General features: G+C 57.2%; 14 protein-coding genes. 6 read left to right on the plus strand and 8 right to left on the minus strand.

Translation table 11 applies throughout. The annotated features are described in order from the left end of the window. The first annotated feature begins 30 nt into the window (after positions 1-30). Positions 31-1,464 carry an alpha-L-fucosidase gene (locus tag ABEV74_RS14965; protein WP_430147061.1) on the plus strand — a complete coding sequence of 478 codons (1,434 nt, stop codon included), beginning with the start codon at positions 31-33 and terminating at the stop codon, positions 1,462-1,464. A 191-nt stretch (positions 1,465-1,655) separates the two neighbouring features. On the opposite strand, the gene desA is transcribed toward ABEV74_RS14965, so the two are convergent. From desA to ABEV74_RS15000, 7 genes are all read right to left on the minus strand, one after another. Further along, a complete protein-coding gene (gene desA / locus ABEV74_RS14970) occupies positions 1,656-2,702 on the minus strand; it encodes a Delta(5) desaturase DesA (protein WP_430147146.1) in 1,047 nt (348 codons plus the stop codon). A gap of 472 nt (positions 2,703-3,174) precedes the next feature. Then, positions 3,175-3,531 (minus strand): Rieske (2Fe-2S) protein, encoded by a 357-nt coding sequence (locus tag ABEV74_RS14975; protein WP_430147063.1) that lies wholly within the window; start codon positions 3,529-3,531, stop codon positions 3,175-3,177. Positions 3,532-3,552: 21 nt separating this feature from the next. Further along, positions 3,553-4,605 (minus strand): amidohydrolase family protein, encoded by a 1,053-nt coding sequence (locus ABEV74_RS14980; RefSeq protein WP_430147065.1) that lies wholly within the window; start codon positions 4,603-4,605, stop codon positions 3,553-3,555. A gap of 29 nt (positions 4,606-4,634) precedes the next feature. Further along, on the minus strand, positions 4,635-6,191 hold the full coding sequence (locus tag ABEV74_RS14985; protein WP_430147149.1) for an extracellular solute-binding protein: 1,557 nt from the start codon (positions 6,189-6,191) through the stop codon (positions 4,635-4,637). A 77-nt stretch (positions 6,192-6,268) separates the two neighbouring features. Continuing rightward, the gene (locus tag ABEV74_RS14990) at positions 6,269-7,129 is read right to left on the minus strand and encodes a carbohydrate ABC transporter permease (protein ID WP_430147067.1); all 861 of its coding nucleotides are present in this window, start codon (positions 7,127-7,129) and stop codon (positions 6,269-6,271) included. A 16-nt stretch (positions 7,130-7,145) separates the two neighbouring features. After that, positions 7,146-8,006, minus strand: coding sequence for an ABC transporter permease (locus ABEV74_RS14995; RefSeq protein WP_145977371.1), 861 nt, complete (start codon positions 8,004-8,006; stop codon positions 7,146-7,148). Positions 8,007-8,246: 240 nt separating this feature from the next. Beyond that, positions 8,247-10,562 carry a helix-turn-helix domain-containing protein gene (locus tag ABEV74_RS15000; protein ID WP_430147070.1) on the minus strand — a complete coding sequence of 772 codons (2,316 nt, stop codon included), beginning with the start codon at positions 10,560-10,562 and terminating at the stop codon, positions 8,247-8,249. Between the two features lie 218 nt (positions 10,563-10,780). On the opposite strand from ABEV74_RS15000, the gene ABEV74_RS15005 reads away from it, so the two are divergent. Then, positions 10,781-11,992: a Gfo/Idh/MocA family protein gene (locus ABEV74_RS15005; RefSeq protein WP_213530982.1), complete on the plus strand. Its 1,212-nt coding sequence runs from the start codon at positions 10,781-10,783 to the stop codon at positions 11,990-11,992. Here the strand turns inward: ABEV74_RS15005 and ABEV74_RS15010 are convergent. Next, positions 11,949-12,539, minus strand: coding sequence for a hypothetical protein (locus ABEV74_RS15010; protein WP_430147073.1), 591 nt, complete (start codon positions 12,537-12,539; stop codon positions 11,949-11,951). The two genes, ABEV74_RS15005 and ABEV74_RS15010, sit on opposite strands and share 44 nt — an antisense overlap. A 456-nt stretch (positions 12,540-12,995) precedes the next feature. On the opposite strand from ABEV74_RS15010, the gene ABEV74_RS15015 reads away from it, so the two are divergent. From ABEV74_RS15015 to ABEV74_RS15030, 4 genes are read left to right on the plus strand one after another with little or no spacing between them, the layout of a single operon-like run. Further along, positions 12,996-13,706 carry a stalk domain-containing protein gene (locus ABEV74_RS15015; RefSeq protein ID WP_430147076.1) on the plus strand — a complete coding sequence of 237 codons (711 nt, stop codon included), beginning with the start codon at positions 12,996-12,998 and terminating at the stop codon, positions 13,704-13,706. Positions 13,707-13,761: 55 nt separating this feature from the next. After that, positions 13,762-16,119, plus strand: coding sequence for an ABC transporter ATP-binding protein (locus tag ABEV74_RS15020; protein ID WP_430147079.1), 2,358 nt, complete (start codon positions 13,762-13,764; stop codon positions 16,117-16,119). Next, the gene (locus ABEV74_RS15025) at positions 16,116-16,646 is read left to right on the plus strand and encodes a DUF1854 domain-containing protein (RefSeq protein ID WP_213530976.1); all 531 of its coding nucleotides are present in this window, start codon (positions 16,116-16,118) and stop codon (positions 16,644-16,646) included. The genes ABEV74_RS15020 and ABEV74_RS15025 overlap by 4 nt, the downstream gene beginning before the upstream one ends. Positions 16,647-16,668: 22 nt before the next feature. Continuing rightward, entirely contained in the window at positions 16,669-18,882 is a 2,214-nt protein-coding gene (locus ABEV74_RS15030) for an ABC transporter ATP-binding protein (protein ID WP_430147082.1), read from the plus strand. Positions 18,883-18,921 lie beyond the last annotated feature (39 nt).

Below are 18,921 nucleotides of genomic sequence, written 5' to 3' on the forward strand. Positions count from 1 at the left end.
TTAGATTTTCAAGATAGAAGGAGTCGAAGGATGGAGGACATCATCAAATACGCCGCCCAAGTAAGACCTTCGGAACGGCAGATTGCTTTGCAGGACATGGAATTTTACGCCTTTATCCACTTTTCGGTCAACACGTTCACGGATCGGGAATGGGGGACGGGCAAGGAAGATCCGGCCATCTTCAATCCCGTCCGATTCGATGCCGATCAGTGGGTGGCGGCCTGCCATGCCGCCGGCATGAAAGGGCTCATTCTGACCTGCAAACATCATGACGGCTTTTGCCTGTGGCCGAGCGCGTATACCGAGCATTCGGTGAAGAACAGCCCCTGGAAGAACGGCCGGGGCGACATCGTGAAGGAGGTGTCCGACGCGTGCCGCAGAGGCGGCATCAAGTTCGGCATTTACTTGTCGCCGTGGGACCGCCACGAGCCGACATATGGCGATTCGCCGCGGTATAACGCGTTTTTCGTCAACCAGCTGCGCGAGCTGCTGACGAACTACGGGGACATCTTCTGCGTCTGGTTCGACGGCGCCTGCGGCGAAGGGCCGAACGGCAAGCGCCAGCAGTACGATTGGGACGCTTATTATGCGGTCATTCGCGAGCTTCAGCCCGGCGCGGTCATTTCGGTCTGCGGACCGGATATCCGCTGGTGCGGCAACGAGGCGGGCTATTGCCGGGAGTCGGAATGGAGCGTCGTGCCGGCATCGCTTCGGGATAACGAGAAAATTCAGGAAAATTCGCAGCAGACCGACGACCGCGAATTCGCGCGGAGATACAATTCGCAAGACCGGGATCTCGGCAGCCGGGACATTATCCGGCACGAGCGCGAGCTGATCTGGTATCCCGCCGAGGTCAATACGTCGATCCGTCCCGGATGGTTCTACCACGCCTCGGAGGATGACAAGGTTCGGCCGCTCGAAGAGCTGCTGCGTATTTATTACGGCTCGGTCGGCGGCAACGCGACATTCCTGCTCAATATTCCGCCGGACACCCGCGGATTGATCCATGAGAACGACATGCAACGGCTGCAGGAGCTTGGCGACGTCATTCGGACCACGTTCCGCGATAATTTGGCGGCGCATGCGACCGCCACCGCTTCGGAAGCGGCGAGCGGATGCGGGCCGGACAAGCTGTTCGACGGAAACCGGGATACGTACTGGGCGCCGGAGGAAGGGACGGAATACGCCGTCATCGACATCGACCTCGGGCGGGAGGTGACGTTCGACCATATCGTCCTGGCCGAGCACCGGTACAGCCAGCGGATCGAGAAATTCCGGCTGGAGGTACGCGAAGGCGGCGAATGGAAGCCGTTGTGCGAAGAAACGGTCGTAGGCCGCAAGCGCATCTGCCGGTTCGCTCCCGTCATTGTGCGGTTCGTCCGGCTCACTATTTTGGAATCGAGATGGTGTCCGACGTTGTCTTCCTTCGAAGTATACCTGGGGCCGCAGACCGAGGCAAACTGATTCCGTAGACAGTTTGGGGAGCGTCCCGGACCGAGTAGAATAAAGTTAAAGCATTCGGTCGAGGGGGCGGAAAAGACAGGTGCGAGTAGAAGTTGCGATTTAAGGAGGCGAGGGAAAGCGGAAGTGGTGATCCTTCCGCCCTGAGATTAAGGTCAAGGAGTGCCATCTCCCGGTGTAGTCGGGAGAATCCGTTAAGATGATTTATCGGAAACACTGGTTAGTCGCTCGTCTGTTTTCCGGGCCATCAGGAAATGCTTGATGTACCCGAATCCCATCAGTTTCTTGCGATTCTCGTCCCATATGCGGAATTTAAGTGATTTCAGGCTTGACAAAAGGGTAACAGGCGGAACATCCTGGAATATCGTATTTTCTTCTTGAACACGGTCCAGATAGTAGTTCGGCACCCGGGGGCTCAGGTGATGAATATGGTGGAAGCCAATGTTTCCCGTAAACCAATGCAGAACCTTGGGCAGCTTATAGAACGAGCTCCCATGTAGAGCCGCGCTCAAATGATCCCATTTCTCGCCTTTTTCAAAGTAGGTTCCCTCAAACTGGTGTTGGACGTAGAAGAGCCAGAAGCCGACCAGACTTGAAAACAGAAAGACAGGTCCCTGGACTAGCAAGAACGCTTTCCAGCCGATTGTCCAACAAAGCAGCCCGATGATAGCGGCTATTCCGAGGTTGATGATGTAGGTATTAAGCCGTTCCTTCATCTTGGCACCCTTCCGGTTAAACCGGTATTCAATGAGGAAAACATAGGAGGGACCGAGTCCGAACATAATCAGAGGGTTCCTGTACATGCGGTAAGCCAGTCGCTTCAGCGGCGGTAATGCCAAATATTCCTCCACTGTCAACGTCCAAATATCCCCCATACCGCGCCGATCCAAGTTACCGCTGGTAGCGTGATGGACCGAATGACTGTGCCGCCACTGATGATACGGGCAGCAGGTCATGATACCGGCAACCGTTCCTAATATCTCGTTTGCGGTACGGTTGGCAAAGAAGGAACCGTGACAGCAGTCATGAAAGATGATGAAGATCCTAACCAACAAGCCGCCTGCCAGAACAGCCAGCACCAAGGTGAGCCAATAAGACACCGAAAGACTCCAATACGCAGCGTACCAGAGCATAAAGAAAGGTATAAAGGTGTTCATGATTTGCCAAATGCTCCGCTTCAGGTTCGATCTCTCGTAAGGTGCGATAATCTTCCGCCAGTTTTTCTTCTCGTTATGATCGATCGCTAAAAACTCCTCTCGCCAATTCAATAACTGAAATCATCAAAGCACGTAAAATTGTCCTGTTATGGACAACGACCGCTAATGTATATTAGCGGTCGTTGGGTACTTCGTAAAGTATAATGGATGTCCGCAATGTTTCAGTTACATTTAGGATACCATACCGGATAATGGAAGTCAACATTTGGCGTTCTATGCGAAGCCGGAAAGCAAGGGAAATTGTTCAAAATTAACAATGAGCTAGTAGGAGATTTAGGATTTATAACGAAATAGAAAGGGTCGAGGTAGCGATTGTCGTTCGCGGAATCAAATGGAAAAAATTTTGATGTAGCATGGAGGATTCCTAGCCGATGACTTATCAGAAAGTGAACATCTCTTCAGAAGATGATATCTATTTTGCGTTAAGTACCGTTCGTCATTTTCGCGTGGATTAGGACTCCCGGGACAACCCCTTGTATCCGCTTTCACTCCCGCTTCAGCCTTTCATCACGATGCCGATTTTGCTGTCGCGCAGTTCGACCGGATAACTTCTGGCGCGGATGCGCCCGCTTACGAGCGACCGGCCGGTCTTGATGTCGAACTCCCAGCCGTGCCACGGGCAGCGGACGATCTCGCCCGCCCGGCCGTACTCGTACGCGTACACGTCGGACGGCATCGTCGTCCCGCATACGATCCCTTCGCACAGCGGCGCGCCCTGATGCGGACAGTAGTTGTACAGGGCGTAAAACAGGCCGCCGATCCGGTAAACGCCGATTTCGCGCCCCTGCACGTTGACGATGACGCGTCCTCCTTCGGGCACGTCCTTCTCTTCCAACACGAAATGTACCGCCATCGTTCCCTCCGTACCGCGCCGTTACAGCCGGTAAAGCTGCCTGGCGTTTTCGTACATCACCTTGCGCCGCGCTTCCGGGCTCATCCGCTTCAGAACGGTCGGCGGGTCGAAATCCCAGTGCGGATAGTCGCTCGAATACAGCAGCATGTTTTCGGCGTCCACCATATTAAGCAGGTCGACCAGATGCTGCGGATTGTCCGGCTCCTCGACCGGCTGGGTCGACAAGTAGCAGTGCTCGCGGATATATTGGCTCGGCAGCTTCTTCAGCCACGGCACCTGGGAGCGCAGCGCCTTGTAGTTTTTGTCCAGCCGCCACATCAGATGCGGCAGCCACGCCATGCCGCCTTCGACGAGCACGACCTTGAGCCGGGGAAACTTCTCGAATACCCCCTCGCATACCATGCTGACGAGATGGGCCATGAACATCTGGGACAGACATGTATGCCATTCGATATACCAGGTCGGGTAGCCGGCCGCCGTCGGCGCCGTCGCGCTGCCCGCCCCTTCCGCGCCGGGGTGGAGGGCGACCGGCAGCCCGTTGCGCTCGGCCGCTTCGTAGATCGGGTGGAACTGGCGCTGGCCGAGCGGCGCCCGCGCCGCGCTGGAGATGATGACCTCGACGATGTCGGGATGCCTGCCGATCCGGTCGATCTCCCGGGCGGCCAGCTGCGGATCCTGCGTGGCGACCGCCATCGCCCCCTTGAACGCCGGATGCTTGCCGAGCCATTCGGTGATCAGATAATCGTTGTATGCCGAGCAGATCGCGGCGGCGAAATCCGGATCGTGGGTCGTCGAAATATTGTAGACGACGCCGGTCAGCACAGCGTACTCGACATTGTACGGCTCGATCAGCTGGCGGATGATCAGATCCGGGTCCGAGCCCGCCTTGCCGCCGCCTGGCGGCAGCGCATCCCGGCGCATGACGCCGACGGGCGAGTAATACCCGGAGTACGAGTAGCCGACGCCGCTGCGCGCCACCCTGCTCCGCCAAGGCTCGGGCAGGTAGGGGACGAGATCGGCGTCGTTCTGCTCGTTGTGGACGTCGACGTCGATCACTTTGCCAAGGTCTGTCATGGCGGTCAGCTCCTTTGCGGATGAAATGCTTACTTGGAATCGTATGTGCGCTTGTAGGCCGTATTGTACATGTTCAGCAGGTCGTCGGCGCCAAGCTTCTTCGCCTGATCGAGGAAGCGCTGATACGTCTCGTCGTTGATCGGCGTCTTGCCGGTGACGAATTCCGTTATTTGCTGCTCCAAATATTTGTTCAGATTGTTCAGCCTCGACTTCTCCAGCTCCATCTCTTCCTCGGTCTTGACGATCGCCTTCGGTGCGGGAATAATGTATGGCTCATAGCTGGCGTTGATCGCCTTGCTCTTCTCGTCCAGACCGTTCTCCCAGGCGGCGCGGGCTTTGGCGTTGTTGAGCGAAATATGGTCGTACCAGACGCCGTAGTCGCGGCGCAGCGGCACATACGGGCTGCTGCCGAATTCCTTCATGAACACCGGCTTGCCGTCCTCGATCGTGTACGTCTTGCCAAGAATGCCGAGGGACAAATAATCGGACCCTTCGTCGCCGACCAGGTAGTCCAGGAATTTCACCGCCGCTTCCTTATCCTTGACCTTGGCCGATATGGCCCGGCCGACGCCGCCGACGAGCGGCCGCGAATACTGGTAGTTGCGGATGCCTTCGGCGGCAAACTGCGGGATCGCGTCGAGCTCGAAATTCTCGTTCCCGCTGGCCGTGCGGCCTTTCTCGGTCAGCGGCGCGATATCCGCCTTCCAGAAATAGGAAATGAACGACTTGCCGGACAGTATCCGCTCTTCCCATTGCGCGCCCGTCAGCAGCGAATACTCGGGGTCGAGCAGCTTTTCCGCGTACAGCCTGTTCAAATATTCGAGCGCCTCCCGGTATCCGTCACGGTACGGGGCGAACGCGTACTCGTCGGTCTCCGGGTCCAGATTGAAGAAGCCCTGGATGCCGGTGAACGCCCGCCCGAACACGGTGTACAATCCCGTATCGCCGATCGGCGAATTGGCGGTGAGCGGGTACGAATCCGGAAATTTCTCCTTTAACGTCTTGAGCATTTGATAGAATTCGTCCAGCGTCGCAGGCGGCTTGATGCCGGCTTCCTCCAGTACGTCCTTGCGGGCCATCCAGACGAAGTTGAACCCTTTGCCCTCGGGATCGCCCTCGAGAACCGGAACGGTGTAGATGCCGCCGTCCGGTCCGGTGGCGACCGCCTTCGCTTCCGGATAGCTGTCGTAGAACGCCTTCAAGTTGGGGGCGATGTCGAGGTATTCCCCCAGATTCAGAAACACGTTCTCCGGCCCGTGCTCCCGTCCTTCCTGTGTACTCACCTGAATGAAATCGGTGACCGAGTTCGTCGCGATCATAATTTGTTTCTTCTCTTCGATTCCTTCCTGGCCGACGACCTGAAAATCGATTTTGACGCCCGTTTTCGCTTCGATCTCCTTGAAAATTTCCCAATCGTCGCGCACCTTGCCTTCGGTCCGGTCGTAGACGAGCCAGGAAAAGGTGACCGGTTTTCCGCCTTCCGTTTCGCCTTCCGCTCCTTCCTCCGCCGTGCCTTTGTTGTCCTTGCCGCCGCTGCAGCCCGCCGCCAGTCCGGCGATCAGAAGCAGAGAGAGCATGAGCGCCATCTTTTTCGTCTTCACCTTCCAACCTCCCCGTGATTGAATCTATCGGCTAATCAAGCGGATTCCCGGGGAATCCGCCGTTACCCCTTGATCCCGCCGATCATGCTGCCCTGAATGAAATATTTCTGAACGAACGGGTAGACGCACAAAATCGGCAGCGTCGCAATGATGATCATGGCGTATTTCATCGTCTCCATGTAGCTCGTATCGCCCTCGCCCTGAATATTGGAGCCCGCGATCAGAATGTTGCGCAGCATCAGCTGCAGCGGATACATGCTCCGGTCGTTAAGGTAGATGAGCGCGTCGAAAAAGGCGTTCCACTGATTGACGGCCGTATACAAGCCGATCGTCACGAGCACCGGCAGCGACAATGGCAGCACGATCCGGATCAGCACCTGAAGCGTGCCGCAGCCGTCGATCGTGGCGGCATCCTCCAGCTCCTCCGGCAGCGCTTCGAAAAACGTGCGCATAATGAACAGATGCCAGGTGCTGATGAGCGAGGGGAGGACGATGGCCCAGATCGTGTCGAGCAGCCCGAGCCGCTGCACGACGAGAAACGTCGGAATCATGCCGCCGCTGAACAGCATCGTGAAAGCGGCCATCAGCAGCACGTGCCTTCGTCCCGGCAGCCATTTTTTCGCCAGCGGATAGGCCATGGCCGCCGTCGCCATCAGCGTCAGCGCGGTATGAACGGTCGTATACCGGATCGTGTTCCAGTAGCTGATCCACAGGTCCGGATTAAACACAAGCCGTTCGTAAGCGGCAAGCGACAGCGATTTGGGCCACAGCAGCACCTGGCCGCTGACGACTTTCGCGTTGTCGCTGATCGAGGCCGACAGGACGAAGACCATCGGATACAGCATCGCGGCGGCAAGCATGACCATCAGAACCGCGTTGCACGCGTCGAACAGTCTGGAACCCCAGCTTTCCTTTATTTTCATCCGGTTCCCTCCCGCGTCACCACAAGCTGGTCTCGGAATATTTTCGGGCGAGCCGATTGGCGATGACGACCAGCACGAATCCGATCACCGACTGAAACAGGCCGACCGCCGTGGCGAAGCTGAAGTCGGCGTCCAGAATGCCTCTCCGGTAGACGAAGGTGTTGATGACGTCCGACGTTTCGTAGTTCATCGGGTTGTACAGCAGCAGTATTTTCTGGAATCCGACTTCCATGAACTGCCCCAGATTGAGGACGAACAGGATGATCATGACCGGAATCATGCCGACGAACGTGACGTGCCGCATTTGCTGAAAGCGGTTGGCGCCGTCCATTTTGGCCGCCTCGTACAAGGTCGGGTCGACGCCGGCGATAGCCGCCAAATAGAGGATGGTGCCCCAGCCGACCTTCTGCCATATTTCCGAACCGATATAGATCGTCCGGAACCACTCCGGCATGCCGAGAAACATGACCGGCTCCATCCCGAACAGCTTGACGAGAATGAAATTGACGATGCCGGTCGTCGGCGACAGAAACATGACGATAATGCCCGCGATGACGACCGTCGACAGGAAATGCGGCATATAGCTGACGCTCTGCACGAATCGCTTGAACGCCTTGTTCCGGATTTCATGGAACAGCAGGGCGAGCGCGATCGGCGCCGGAAAATGAAACAGCAGATCGTAAACGTTCAGCATGACCGTGTTGCGGATCAGCTTCCAGGAATCCGGCGTATAGTGGAAAAACTCGATAAAATGCTTGATGCCGACGAATTTGCTGCCGAAGATGCCCCGTCCGACCGAAAAATCCTGGAACGCGATGATGATGCCGTACATGGGCACATATTTGAAGACGATATAATACAGAATGCCGGGCAGCATGAGCAAATAGAAAACGCGGTACTTCCGGAGCGTCCGCACTGCCTGCCATGCGCCGGATGATCGCCGTCTCCGGTTCTCCACGCCCGCACCTCCTTATGGCTTAACGATAAGAATCCGGAAAGCCGCCGTAAAGCGCGCATATTTTGTTGAAGGCGCAGCATTTGCCCCGGGCGAATGCCGCGACCCGATTCGGGACGCCGCGCAAAAGCCGCGCAAAAAAAGAGACGCGCGCAAAAACGGTCATGCGCGGTAAGCGCTCCGGTACTGCGCGGGTGTAATGCCTTCGTACCGGCGGAAAACGCGGATGAAGGAGCTGCGCCCCCAATAGCCGACGCGCTCGGCGATCTCGTCGATTTTCATATCCGTATCGAGCAGCAGCCGCTTCGCCTCGGAGAGCCTCACCCTGGCGATGTACTCCACATATTTCTCGCCGACCTCTTCTTTGAATACGCGGCTGAAGTGGCCGACCGACATGCCCATCTGCTCCGCGTAACGTTCGATCGACAACTCCTCGCCGTAGTGGTTCCGGATGTGCGCCAATATATCGGCGAGCTGAACGCTTCTGGCGTCCGGCTCTTCCTTGCGGAACAGCATGGCGTGAATGTCCCGGAAGCATTGCCGGATTTCGTCCCAGGTCGCGCAGCGTTCGAGCCTGTCGAACATGGCGGCGTACACGGAAATGCCGAAATCGCCGCGATCGGCGCCGGCGGCGCGAATCCAGGTGTTCAACACGTCGGAGCAGAGACATTTGACCTGAAACGCGTTGGCGTTCCGCCGCATTCCCGCATCCAGCAATTCGCCTACGGACTGCAGCAGGCCGTCGAAGTCCCGCTGTTTGACCCGATTGAAGATCAGATTGACCTCATGGACGGACAGGAAGCTGTCCCACGGCACATCGACGTCCGGCGCCTGCTCCTCGCTGCATATTTCCACTTCCGGATGAAGCCCCTTGTACCGGAGCATCGTCCGGGCATGGAGGTACGACTTGTGCAGTTCTTCGATCGCATGCGCCGTTTTGCCGATGCCGATGGCCGCTTTGTAATAAGGCTGCGGCAGGATGGACTGAATCAGAACGGCGGCTTCCTTCGGACCGAACGGCCCCGGTCCGTCATGATGGACGACGCAGGCGAGCAAGCCGGGCTCCGTCTGGCACAGCCAGACGCTGACGGGGAGCAGCTTGCGGATCTTCTCTTTCAGCTCGGCCATCAGAAACGTTCTGGACGTCTCGGGAAGCCGCTCCTGCATAGGCGAGCGGTATTGGAGTTCGATGCAGAGCACGGTTCGCTGCGCTTCGGGCTCGTACGGAAAGTCGATCTCCTTGGCGTAACAGGCGATCGACAGGCGATCGCGGTATCCGCCGAGCAGAAGCTGGGTAATAAAGTGCTCCTTCACGATCGGAACCATGCCGCTGACGAGCTGCGCCAGCTCTTTGTTTTCGGAAATGATCAGGCTGGAAAACCGCTTGATGACATCGAAGTCGTTGCGTTCCCGCGTCTTCGGCTCGTCGGCCCTGCGATGCGATTGCAGTCCGGTGCGGATTTCCCGGATCGGCGAATACAGCTTGCGGCTTAAATAATAGGAGACGAAGCTTCCGAGAATGAACACGAATCCGAGAAACACGGCGCTGATCGTACGGATGAGACGGGCAGGCTTCAGCAGCGTCTGCAGATCGATCAGGCTGACATAGTACCAGTCGTCGTGAAAGCGGGACTTCATGAACGTCAACGCCTGTCCGTTTCCGCTTCTGACCAGCGTACCTTCCGCATTCGAGCGGATCGTCTCCGGCCAGGCGGAGGCGGCGAGCGCGGCGTTTCCCGCCTGGCTGACGATCCGGCCCGACCGGTCGACGATCGCCGTTCCCGTCACCCAGTTTTCACGGATGCGGATCAGCTCGCGAAGCCTGTCCCGGTCGATGTTGACGGCGAGATAGGCGTCGGGGACGGACGTATTGAACGGATAGCTCATCAAGGCGGAAATATGGGAACGGGAAGACAGGACGTTGTCGGAGAACAACGGCTTCTGATGGACGGTATGCGGCTTGGTGAACACCATCATTTTTTTGCCGGTGAAATGCGAGAAGAACGCCGGCTGGTCGGCCCGGTCCAGCGGATAGTAGTGGGTGAAATACATCTTTTTGCCGGTATGGGTCCGGTAGTCGACGACCAGATCCCGATCGGCGGCGTACAGAAAAGCGCTGGAAACGAGTTCGCCGGACTCCAATTTGCCGAGCTGTTCCATCAGGGCGTGAAGAAGCTCGGTGTGATGCGGATTTTCCGGCGCGCCGTCGGCTGCGGCGAGCAGGCTTGCCAGATTGGCGGAGCCAAGCGTGTGAATCATGCCCGTCATGAGCGAGGAAAACAGGGCGTCGGTTCGATCGGAAAAATTCCGCATCGTGCTGTTGCTCAGTTTGGACGCGTCGTTTTCGATGATGCGCACGACGAACGAGTAGGTGAAGACGCTGGCCGCTACGACAGGCGTGAGGATGAGGAGGAAATAGCTGGCGAAAAAGCGCCAGAAGAGGGCGATATTCATCGTACCGGATTTGAATAGGCGCATATCGTTCCGAAGTCCCCCTTAGCCGGTCTCTTTTTTTGTCATTGTATGTTGACAGGCCGGACAATAGGACGTGGATTCGCTTGGCAGAAGCTGCGTCGGCGCGCGCAGGCGAGAATTTTTTTTATTTCCGGCGATAAAAAAGGATTTTCATGCCGCAGCGAGAATTACAATTTGTCGAAGCAGGAGATTGACCTTGCGATGAAGGAGTGGGATGGCGAATGAAGGATAACGTAAAAGTCGGCATGATCGGACTCGGTCACCGCGGCATGGGACTGCTGGAACATATCATTCTGCCAATGGACGATGTGGAAGTTGTAGCCGTATGCGACCTGTATGAAGACAGAATCCGGGAAGCCGCCGACAAGGTCGGGCAAGCGCAGGGGAAGCGTCCGCTCGAAACGAAGCGGTACGAAGACGTGCTGGCGCTCGAATCGGTCGATGCCGTCGTGATCGGCGCGTCGTGGGAGGCGCATATCGAGATTGCCGTCGCGGCGATGGAAGCGGGCAAATACGCGGCTTGCGAAGTGGGGGGCGCCGCCTCCGTGCAGGAATGCTGGAAGCTGGTCGAAACATACGAGCGGACCCGGGTGCCGTGCATGATTATGGAAAACTGCTGCTACGGCCGCGACGAGCTGATGGTGCTGAACATGGTCAAACAAGGCGTTTTCGGCGAGATCGTGCATTGCGCGGGCGGATACCACCACGATTTGCGGCACGAAATCGCTTACGGCAACGAAAACCGGCATTACCGTCTGCGGCATTATACGAACCGCAATGGCGAAAATTATCCGACCCACGAGCTCGGGCCGATCGCCACGATTCTCGGCATCAACCGCGGCAACCGGATGGTGTCGCTCGTCTCGATGGCCTCCAAGTCGAAAGGGCTCCAAGCGTATGTGAAGCGCGAGAAAGGCGCGGACAGCGCGCTGGCCGCAACCGATTTCATGCAGGGCGACATCGTGACGACGATTATCAAATGCGCGCGCGGCGAAACGATCGTGCTGACGCTCGACACGACGCTGCCGAGATATTATTCGAGGGGCTTTACGGTCAGAGGAACGAAAGGGATGTACGTAGAGGAAAACCAGTCGATCTTCATCGACGGGCAGCACGACGAGGCGCATAACGATTGGAAAGACCATTGGGGCAACGCCGAAAGCTTCAGGGAGCGGTACGAGCATCCTATATGGAAGCGTTTTACCGAAGAGGGAGTGAAGGGCGGCCACGGCGGCATGGACTGGCTCGTTTTCGAGGACTTCTTCAAGAGCGTCCGGAACGGGACCGAAACGCCGCTCGACGTATACGACATGGCGGCGTGGATGTGCATTACCGCGCTGTCCGAGGAGTCGATCGCCCTGGGCGGCCATCCGGTGGCGATTCCCGATTTTACGAACGGCAAATGGATGAGCCGGGAGCCGTTCCGGTTTTAGGAATGGCCGCCCGCCGGGGCGGGCAAGAGGTCCGGCCTCTTCGAATAAGCGGTTGAAAACCGTCTGAAGACGCGGCGCCTGCGCCGCGTCTTCCATTCGCATTAATGAAACGTAAAGCGGTCAGTCCGGTCAATTCAATAAACTTGTGTTGCACATCCTGAACTTCCTGCGACTGGGATTCAAGGATTTCCCGATTCTTCTTCGCTTCCGCCATCCCTTGATCCCATGTTGCGTAAACCTTTTTTTCTTTGGCAAGCTGGAGCAACAATTGTTCCGTGATCAATTCTTTCAGAAGCTCCTCATCGGCAGCGTCGACATTGTCGATCTTCTTGTAGGACTTGTAGTTGGCCAGGTCGACGTTTGTAATCGCCGTTTCTCCGACGAGAACCAGAACTTTTTGTTCGAGGGCCAGGTTGGCCTTCCGTTCTTCTTTTATTTCGCTAGTCGTTGAGGCGAGCGGCGCAATGGCGAAAGTGGACAAAACCCCCGCAGTCAAAGCGCCGGCGATTGCGACGGATGCGATCGTCATGTGCTTTTTCCATTTCATTTTCACCCCTCCTCGTACATGTTCAGGAAACCGGCAAAGGTTCGGTAACCGTTACGGCTCTCGTTTCTTCCGTATTATTGCCGCTTATGCCCCAGCTTTCAAAAACGACATAGAGCGGGCGGTCGGGCGCGTGTTCCGCGGGGACGGTAAATCCGATCTTCACCGATTCGTTCGCACGGATCAGCGATGCTTCCGACCGCCGCCGTGTTTCGCTTCAAATCGCAAGTCCTCCTCTACCGACATTCTCGCTGTTCCGAATCGAAAAGCGAGGCATGTCGAGCAGCTATTTTCCTCTCTTTCCTGATCTTAACATATTCTCGATGGAACAATAAACTCGTCATCAACCGATTTTTTACTTTCCGGTTGTGCCGAGCCTGTGACGATGCAACTTTCGCCCACGGACCGGCGTCCACAGTAGAAATGATGATTTACCACTTTATGGGAGGCTGCGGAAAAATGCGAAAGATGAAGCGGATGGTCGTATTATGGCTCGGAAGTTTGCTGCTGACAGGCTCCGTTGCCTATTCGGCGGGCAAAATATCGCTGTACGTCAACGGAACGGCGGTCAAGGAGGCGGCGGTCTATGTACAGAACGGACAGGTTTACGTGCCGGTCAGACTGGTGTCCGAAGCGCTGGGCGCGGACGTATCGTGGAACGCCAGCCGCAAGGAAGTGCGTATTGATGGCGTTACGGGCGGGGTCTGGAACGACGGCACATTCCCTTCCTTGCCGTCGAATCTGGACGCGGTCAATGTCGTGAACCGCTATATGGCGGCGCTGCAAGGGGCGTTTTCAGGCTTTTACGACGCGGATGAAGATTTCAAAGCGTTGCTGTCCAGGCAGGCTTTGAAAGAAGACAGCCGGGTTTGGCATCCGATCTCCGGCCTGGTCGGTTCTTCCGCAAGAGCCATCGTTAGGTACGAGATCGTCGACGGCAGACTTGCGGGCGAGGATGCGGACGGGCGGCCGATCTATGAAATCGCCGTGCGGTATTCGGTCCACGATCCGGTCGACGATGCGAAATACCAGCTGCTGACTAAAGCCTATACCGTCATCATGGAGCGGACCGACGGTAAAGGGCTGGCTTACCGGATCGACCGGGAACGGCTTCTGTCGCGGAAGGAATTGAAAGAGGAGCCAAAACCGTTCTTTTTTCGATCAAAATGAATAAAATGCAAAATGATTAAAATGCAAAATTTCTCTTTCCCGGAAGAAGTGGAAGGTGTATGATAAAGGCTGGAAAAAGCATGTCAAATATCGAAAATCGAAAGAGTTGATGACGATACTTCCGAATGAGATCGTATCCTTGCTCAAGCAGTATGAAGCGGCGGAGGAGGATATCGTTTGCTGGACGGTTTGCGACCGGATGCTGGACGGCGGCTTTGCGGACATGTATCTGGTTCTGCTCCGGGAGCATCTGTTCATCTTCTCCGGCAGCCGGGAGCCGTCAAGCGAGAAGACATTCAAAGGCTACGCCGTGCTGCGCAAATCCGCGAATCGGCCGTCTCCGGCCAAGCCTGCCGCATGGGAAGTCGAGCGCATCGGAATCGATCGGATTGAATCCGTTTCCATCGTCAATCTGGTCGCTTCCGGCATGGTCGTCATGAAGGATTCGGCATCGGAGGAACGAATTGCGGGGGCGTTCACCAACGGGCACATGAAGCAAGCCGCGAAGCTGGCGGCGGCATTCGAGAAGCTGAAGAAAAATGAAGAGATCGATATCCGGGAGCTGGACGGCGATCATAGCGGTGCAACCTGTCCGAAATGCCGGATGATCTATCCCGAGGAAGGCCGTCAAGTGTGCCCGAGGTGCATGAAGAAGCACGCCATCTTTATCCGGCTGCTGTCGCTCGCCGGAAAATACAAGCTGTCCTTGTTTTTTATTGTTCTTTTCATGCTGCTGAACTCGGCGACAGGGCTGGTCATCCCTTATTTTCAGGGAACGGTGCTGTTCGACCAGGCGCTGGCCGGAACCGGGACGTTCGCGGGCAAGATCGGTCTTGTCATTCTGATCATCATCGCGTTCCGGACGCTCTCGCTGCTGTTCGGCGTCTTGTTCGGCATCATGATTGCGAAGCTGGCGGCGAATGTCGCCTTCGATTTGAAATCGTCCGTTTTTACCGCGATGCAGCGGCTTTCGCTCGATTTCTTCATGCGAAAGCAGACCGGCCACCTGATGACCCGGGTGAACAACGACGCGCACGAGCTGCAATATTTTTTCGTCGACGGAATGTCCTACTTCATTGTCAACGCGATGAATATTATCGGCATTGCCGCCGTGCTGTTATGGATGGACTGGCGGCTGACGCTCATTTGCCTCATTCCGATGCCGCTCGTTTTCTGGCTCGTCCGGAAAGCGTTTCCGAAATTGTGGCGGCTGTCCTGGCGCAGACACCGGCGAGTGAGCGCGCTCAATTCGATCATCAGCGATACGATCCGCGGCTCGCGGGTTGTCAAAGCTTTCGGCAAGGAGCAGATGGAGATCGGCCGGTTCCAGCGGGCCAACGACGCGTTCTCCGGCGCGGAAAAAAATTTCAACAAAATGAGCGGGACGGTCTTTCCCGTTCTGAATCTGCTTACCCAGACGGGCGGAATTCTGATCTGGGCGTTCGGCGGCTGGAAGGTGATGCAGGGCCAGATGTCGTTCGGTGCCGTTCTGACGTTCGTCAATTACATGTACATGCTGTACGGGCCGATCCAGTTTATGAACAACATCGTCGGCTGGTGGTCGTACTGCATGGCGGCGGCGCAGCGCATCTTCGAAATCCAGGACGCCGTACCCGACGTCGCGGAACGGCCCGATGCGGTCCGTTTGCCGGATATGAAAGGCGATATCGAGGTGAACAACGTCACGTTCGGATACGAGCCGAACAAGGCGATTTTGAAAAATGTGTCCCTGCGCGCAAAGCCCGGTCAGATGATCGGCGTCGTCGGCCATTCGGGAGCGGGAAAATCGACGCTCGTCAACCTGATCTCCCGCCTGTACGACGTGACGGAAGGCGAAATCCGCATCGACGGCGTCAATGTCAAAGACATCTCGATGGCCTCCTTGCGCAGCCATATCGGCATCGTCTCCCAGGACGTCTATGTGTTCTCGGGCACCATCGCCGAGAATATCGCGTACGCGAACCCCGACTGCACGACGGAAGATATTATCCATGCCGCCAAAATCGCCAATGCGCACGATTTCATCGAGAAGCTGCCGGACGGCTACGATACGCTGGTCGGCTCGGGCGGCTACAACCTGTCCGGCGGGGAGAAGCAGCGGCTGTCGATCGCGCGGGCCGTGCTGCACAATCCGAAGGTGCTTATTCTGGACGAGGCGACCGCTTCGCTCGATACGGAGACGGAACTGCAAATCCAGGAGGCGCTCGATTCGCTCGTCAAGGGCCGGACGACGATCGCGATCGCGCACCGGCTGTCCACGCTCCGCAATGCCGATTATTTGGTCGTCATGGATCGCGGCAAGGTCGTCGAAGCCGGCACCCACGACGAGCTGATGGAGAGGAAAGGCGCCTACCACGATCTTGTCCGGAAGCATGACGAAGCGCTCAAGATGAAGGAGGGGGTGATCGCGTGACGCAAGACGGAAACGTTGGAAAGACGGAACTCGCCGACGCGGCCAGAATCCGGTACTTGACGAAGGAGAATGCGGAATTTGCCGAGACGCCGGGCCATCTGCTCGCTGTCAAAACGGACGGCGAGGAGCACTCGCCGGTGTATGTGCACTGCTCCTTTCCGCATACGAACCGGCGGGTCTATCTGTCGATCCGGACGGCGGACAACAAGGAGATCGGCATGATCCGCAATTTGGACGACTTTCCGCCGGAAACGGCCGCCCTGCTCGAGCGGCAGATGGCCATCCGTTATTTTACGCCGGAAATTACGAAGGTCGTCGCCGTGAAGGAGGAGTTCGGCTATTCGTACTGGGAAGCGGAAACGACGGCCGGGCTTTGCCGGTTTACGGTGCGAAACGGTGGCGGCAACGTCAAGTTTGCGGCGGAGAACCGGCTGCTGATCACCGATGTCGACGGCAACCGGTTCGTCATTCCCCGGCTGGATCAGCTGAGCGAGAAGGAATACCGGATGGTCGAAATGCGCTTGTAACCGACAAGCAACGGAGGTTTCCATGAACCTGAATTTTTCGCTCCCGGAACGGGATTTGGCAGCGGCGAAGCGAGCGGTAGGAGCGGATATCGCCTACAGCGTGCCCGCCGATCTGTCGCTTGAAGGCCGACGGGTGAACGGCTATCTGGTGATCGGCCGCGACAAGTGGGCGTATGTGGAGAACGGCGAGACGCGGGACAGCGGCCTCATCGCGGACGCCTGCGACTACAAAATCGTGCCGTTCGTCGGCAATGCGGTGCTCGAAGCGTCGGAAAGCGGAACGAAGCGCATTATCGTCCGGGTGACGATGCAGCATGCGGCAAGGTACGGCTACATCGCGCAAATTTTGAACGATATGGCCGCAAAGCGAAAAATCCGCATCTACAACAACGAGGCGGAGCCCGTCTGCGTTCAATGCGGCGGCCCGCTCGTGCCGGGTACCCGGGTTTGTCCGCGCTGCATGAACAAGGCGGCCGCTTTCAAAAGGCTGTTTCTCGTATCGAAGGGACATTGGCGGAAGCTCGCGCTCGGACTGGGCGTACTGATCGTCTCTTCCGCCCTCGCGATGGCCGGCCCGTACTTTCAGAAGCTGATCGTCAACTCCGCACTGCAGCCGCCGGAAGGGCAGAGCGCGAGCGTCCGGATGTTCTTCCTTGCCTTGACCGGGATGCTGCTTGTGCTGGCATGCGGCGAGCTGCTCGGCATCGCGAGAAGCCGGATTATGGCGAGCGTCAGCTCGGGCATCGCGGCCGACCTGCGCAAGACGGTATTCGATAAGATTCAAAACTTGTCGCTCGGTTTTTTGACATCGCAGCGGGCCGGGGACATTATGAACCGGGTGACGGCCGATACGGACCGCATCCGGCATCTGATTCAGGAAATGTGCACGACGGCCATTTTTCAGCTGATCATTCTCGTCGCGTCCGCGTACCTGCTCTTTTCCGCCGATTGGCGGCTTGCGTTCGTCGTGCTGCTGCCGGCTCCGTTCGTTGCCTATTTGCACTACTATATTTGGAGATACGTGCTCCGAAAGCTGTTTCACAAGCAATGGCGCATTTCCGATAAAGCGAATTCCTTCCTGCACGATGTGCTGAGCGGGATCCGGGTCGTCAAGGCGTTCGGCAAGGAAGAGCGGGAAATCCGGCGGTTCAGGGCGTACAACAGCGAATTCGCCGCCGCTGCGATCAAGAGCGAGAAGCTGTTCAGCATCCTGTCGCCGATTTCGAACTACTTGATCCAGCTCGGACAATATCTTGTCCTGATGATCGGCTGCTATATGATTATCGGCCGGGAGATGAACGTCGGGGAACTGATCCAGTTCAGCGCGTACGCGTCGATGATATTCGGTCCGATCGCCTGGCTGATGTTTATGCCGCGTTGGGTGGCGAACGCCGTCATCTCCATCCACCGGGTGTTCTCGGTTATCGACGAGCAGCCGGAAGTGCTCGATTCCGAGCATGCCGTGGAGCATAAGATCCGGGGCGCCATTACGTTTCGCAATGTCGTCTTCGGCTACAAATCGTACGAACCGGTGCTGAAGGATATCGATATTGAAATCAAGCCGGGGGAAATGATCGGACTCGTCGGCCATTCCGGGGCGGGGAAGTCGACGCTGATCAATCTCGTGACCCGTTTCTACGACGTGAACGAGGGCGCCATACTGATCGACGGGGTCGACATCCGGTCCATCCGGCAGGAAGACTTGCGTTCGCAGATCGGGGTCGTGCTGCAGGAGACGTTTCTGTTCAGCGGAACGATCGCGGAGAACATCCGGTATTCGAAGCCGGACGCCACGCTGGAGGACATTATCCGGGCGGCCAAAATCGCGAACGCGCATGATTTCATTATCCAGCTTCCGGACGGTTACGATACGCGTCTCGAGGAGAACGGCAACAATCTGTCCGGCGGCGAGCGCCAGCGGCTCGCGATCGCGAGGGCGGTGCTGAACGATCCGCGCATTCTTATTCTGGACGAAGCGACCGCATCCCTCGATATCGATACCGAGACGGCCATTCAGGAAGCGCTCAAGCGGGTGACGCAGAACCGCACGACGATCGCCATTGCGCACCGGCTCACGACATTGCGCAATGCCGACAGGCTGCTCGTGCTGGATAAAGGGCGGGTAGCCGAAGTCGGCACCCATAATGAGCTGATGGAGAAACGGGGCATTTATTACAAGCTCGTGACCGCCCAGCGCGGCATGGCCAAGAAGAGCGGCCAGCCGGCGGCTGTGTGAGAGAAGCACGCAGCGAAGGCGGGCTGTCCGTATCGGACG

The organism is Paenibacillus cisolokensis, assembly GCF_050481165.1.
GTDB lineage: Bacteria > Bacillota > Bacilli > Paenibacillales > Paenibacillaceae > Paenibacillus_AH > Paenibacillus_AH cisolokensis.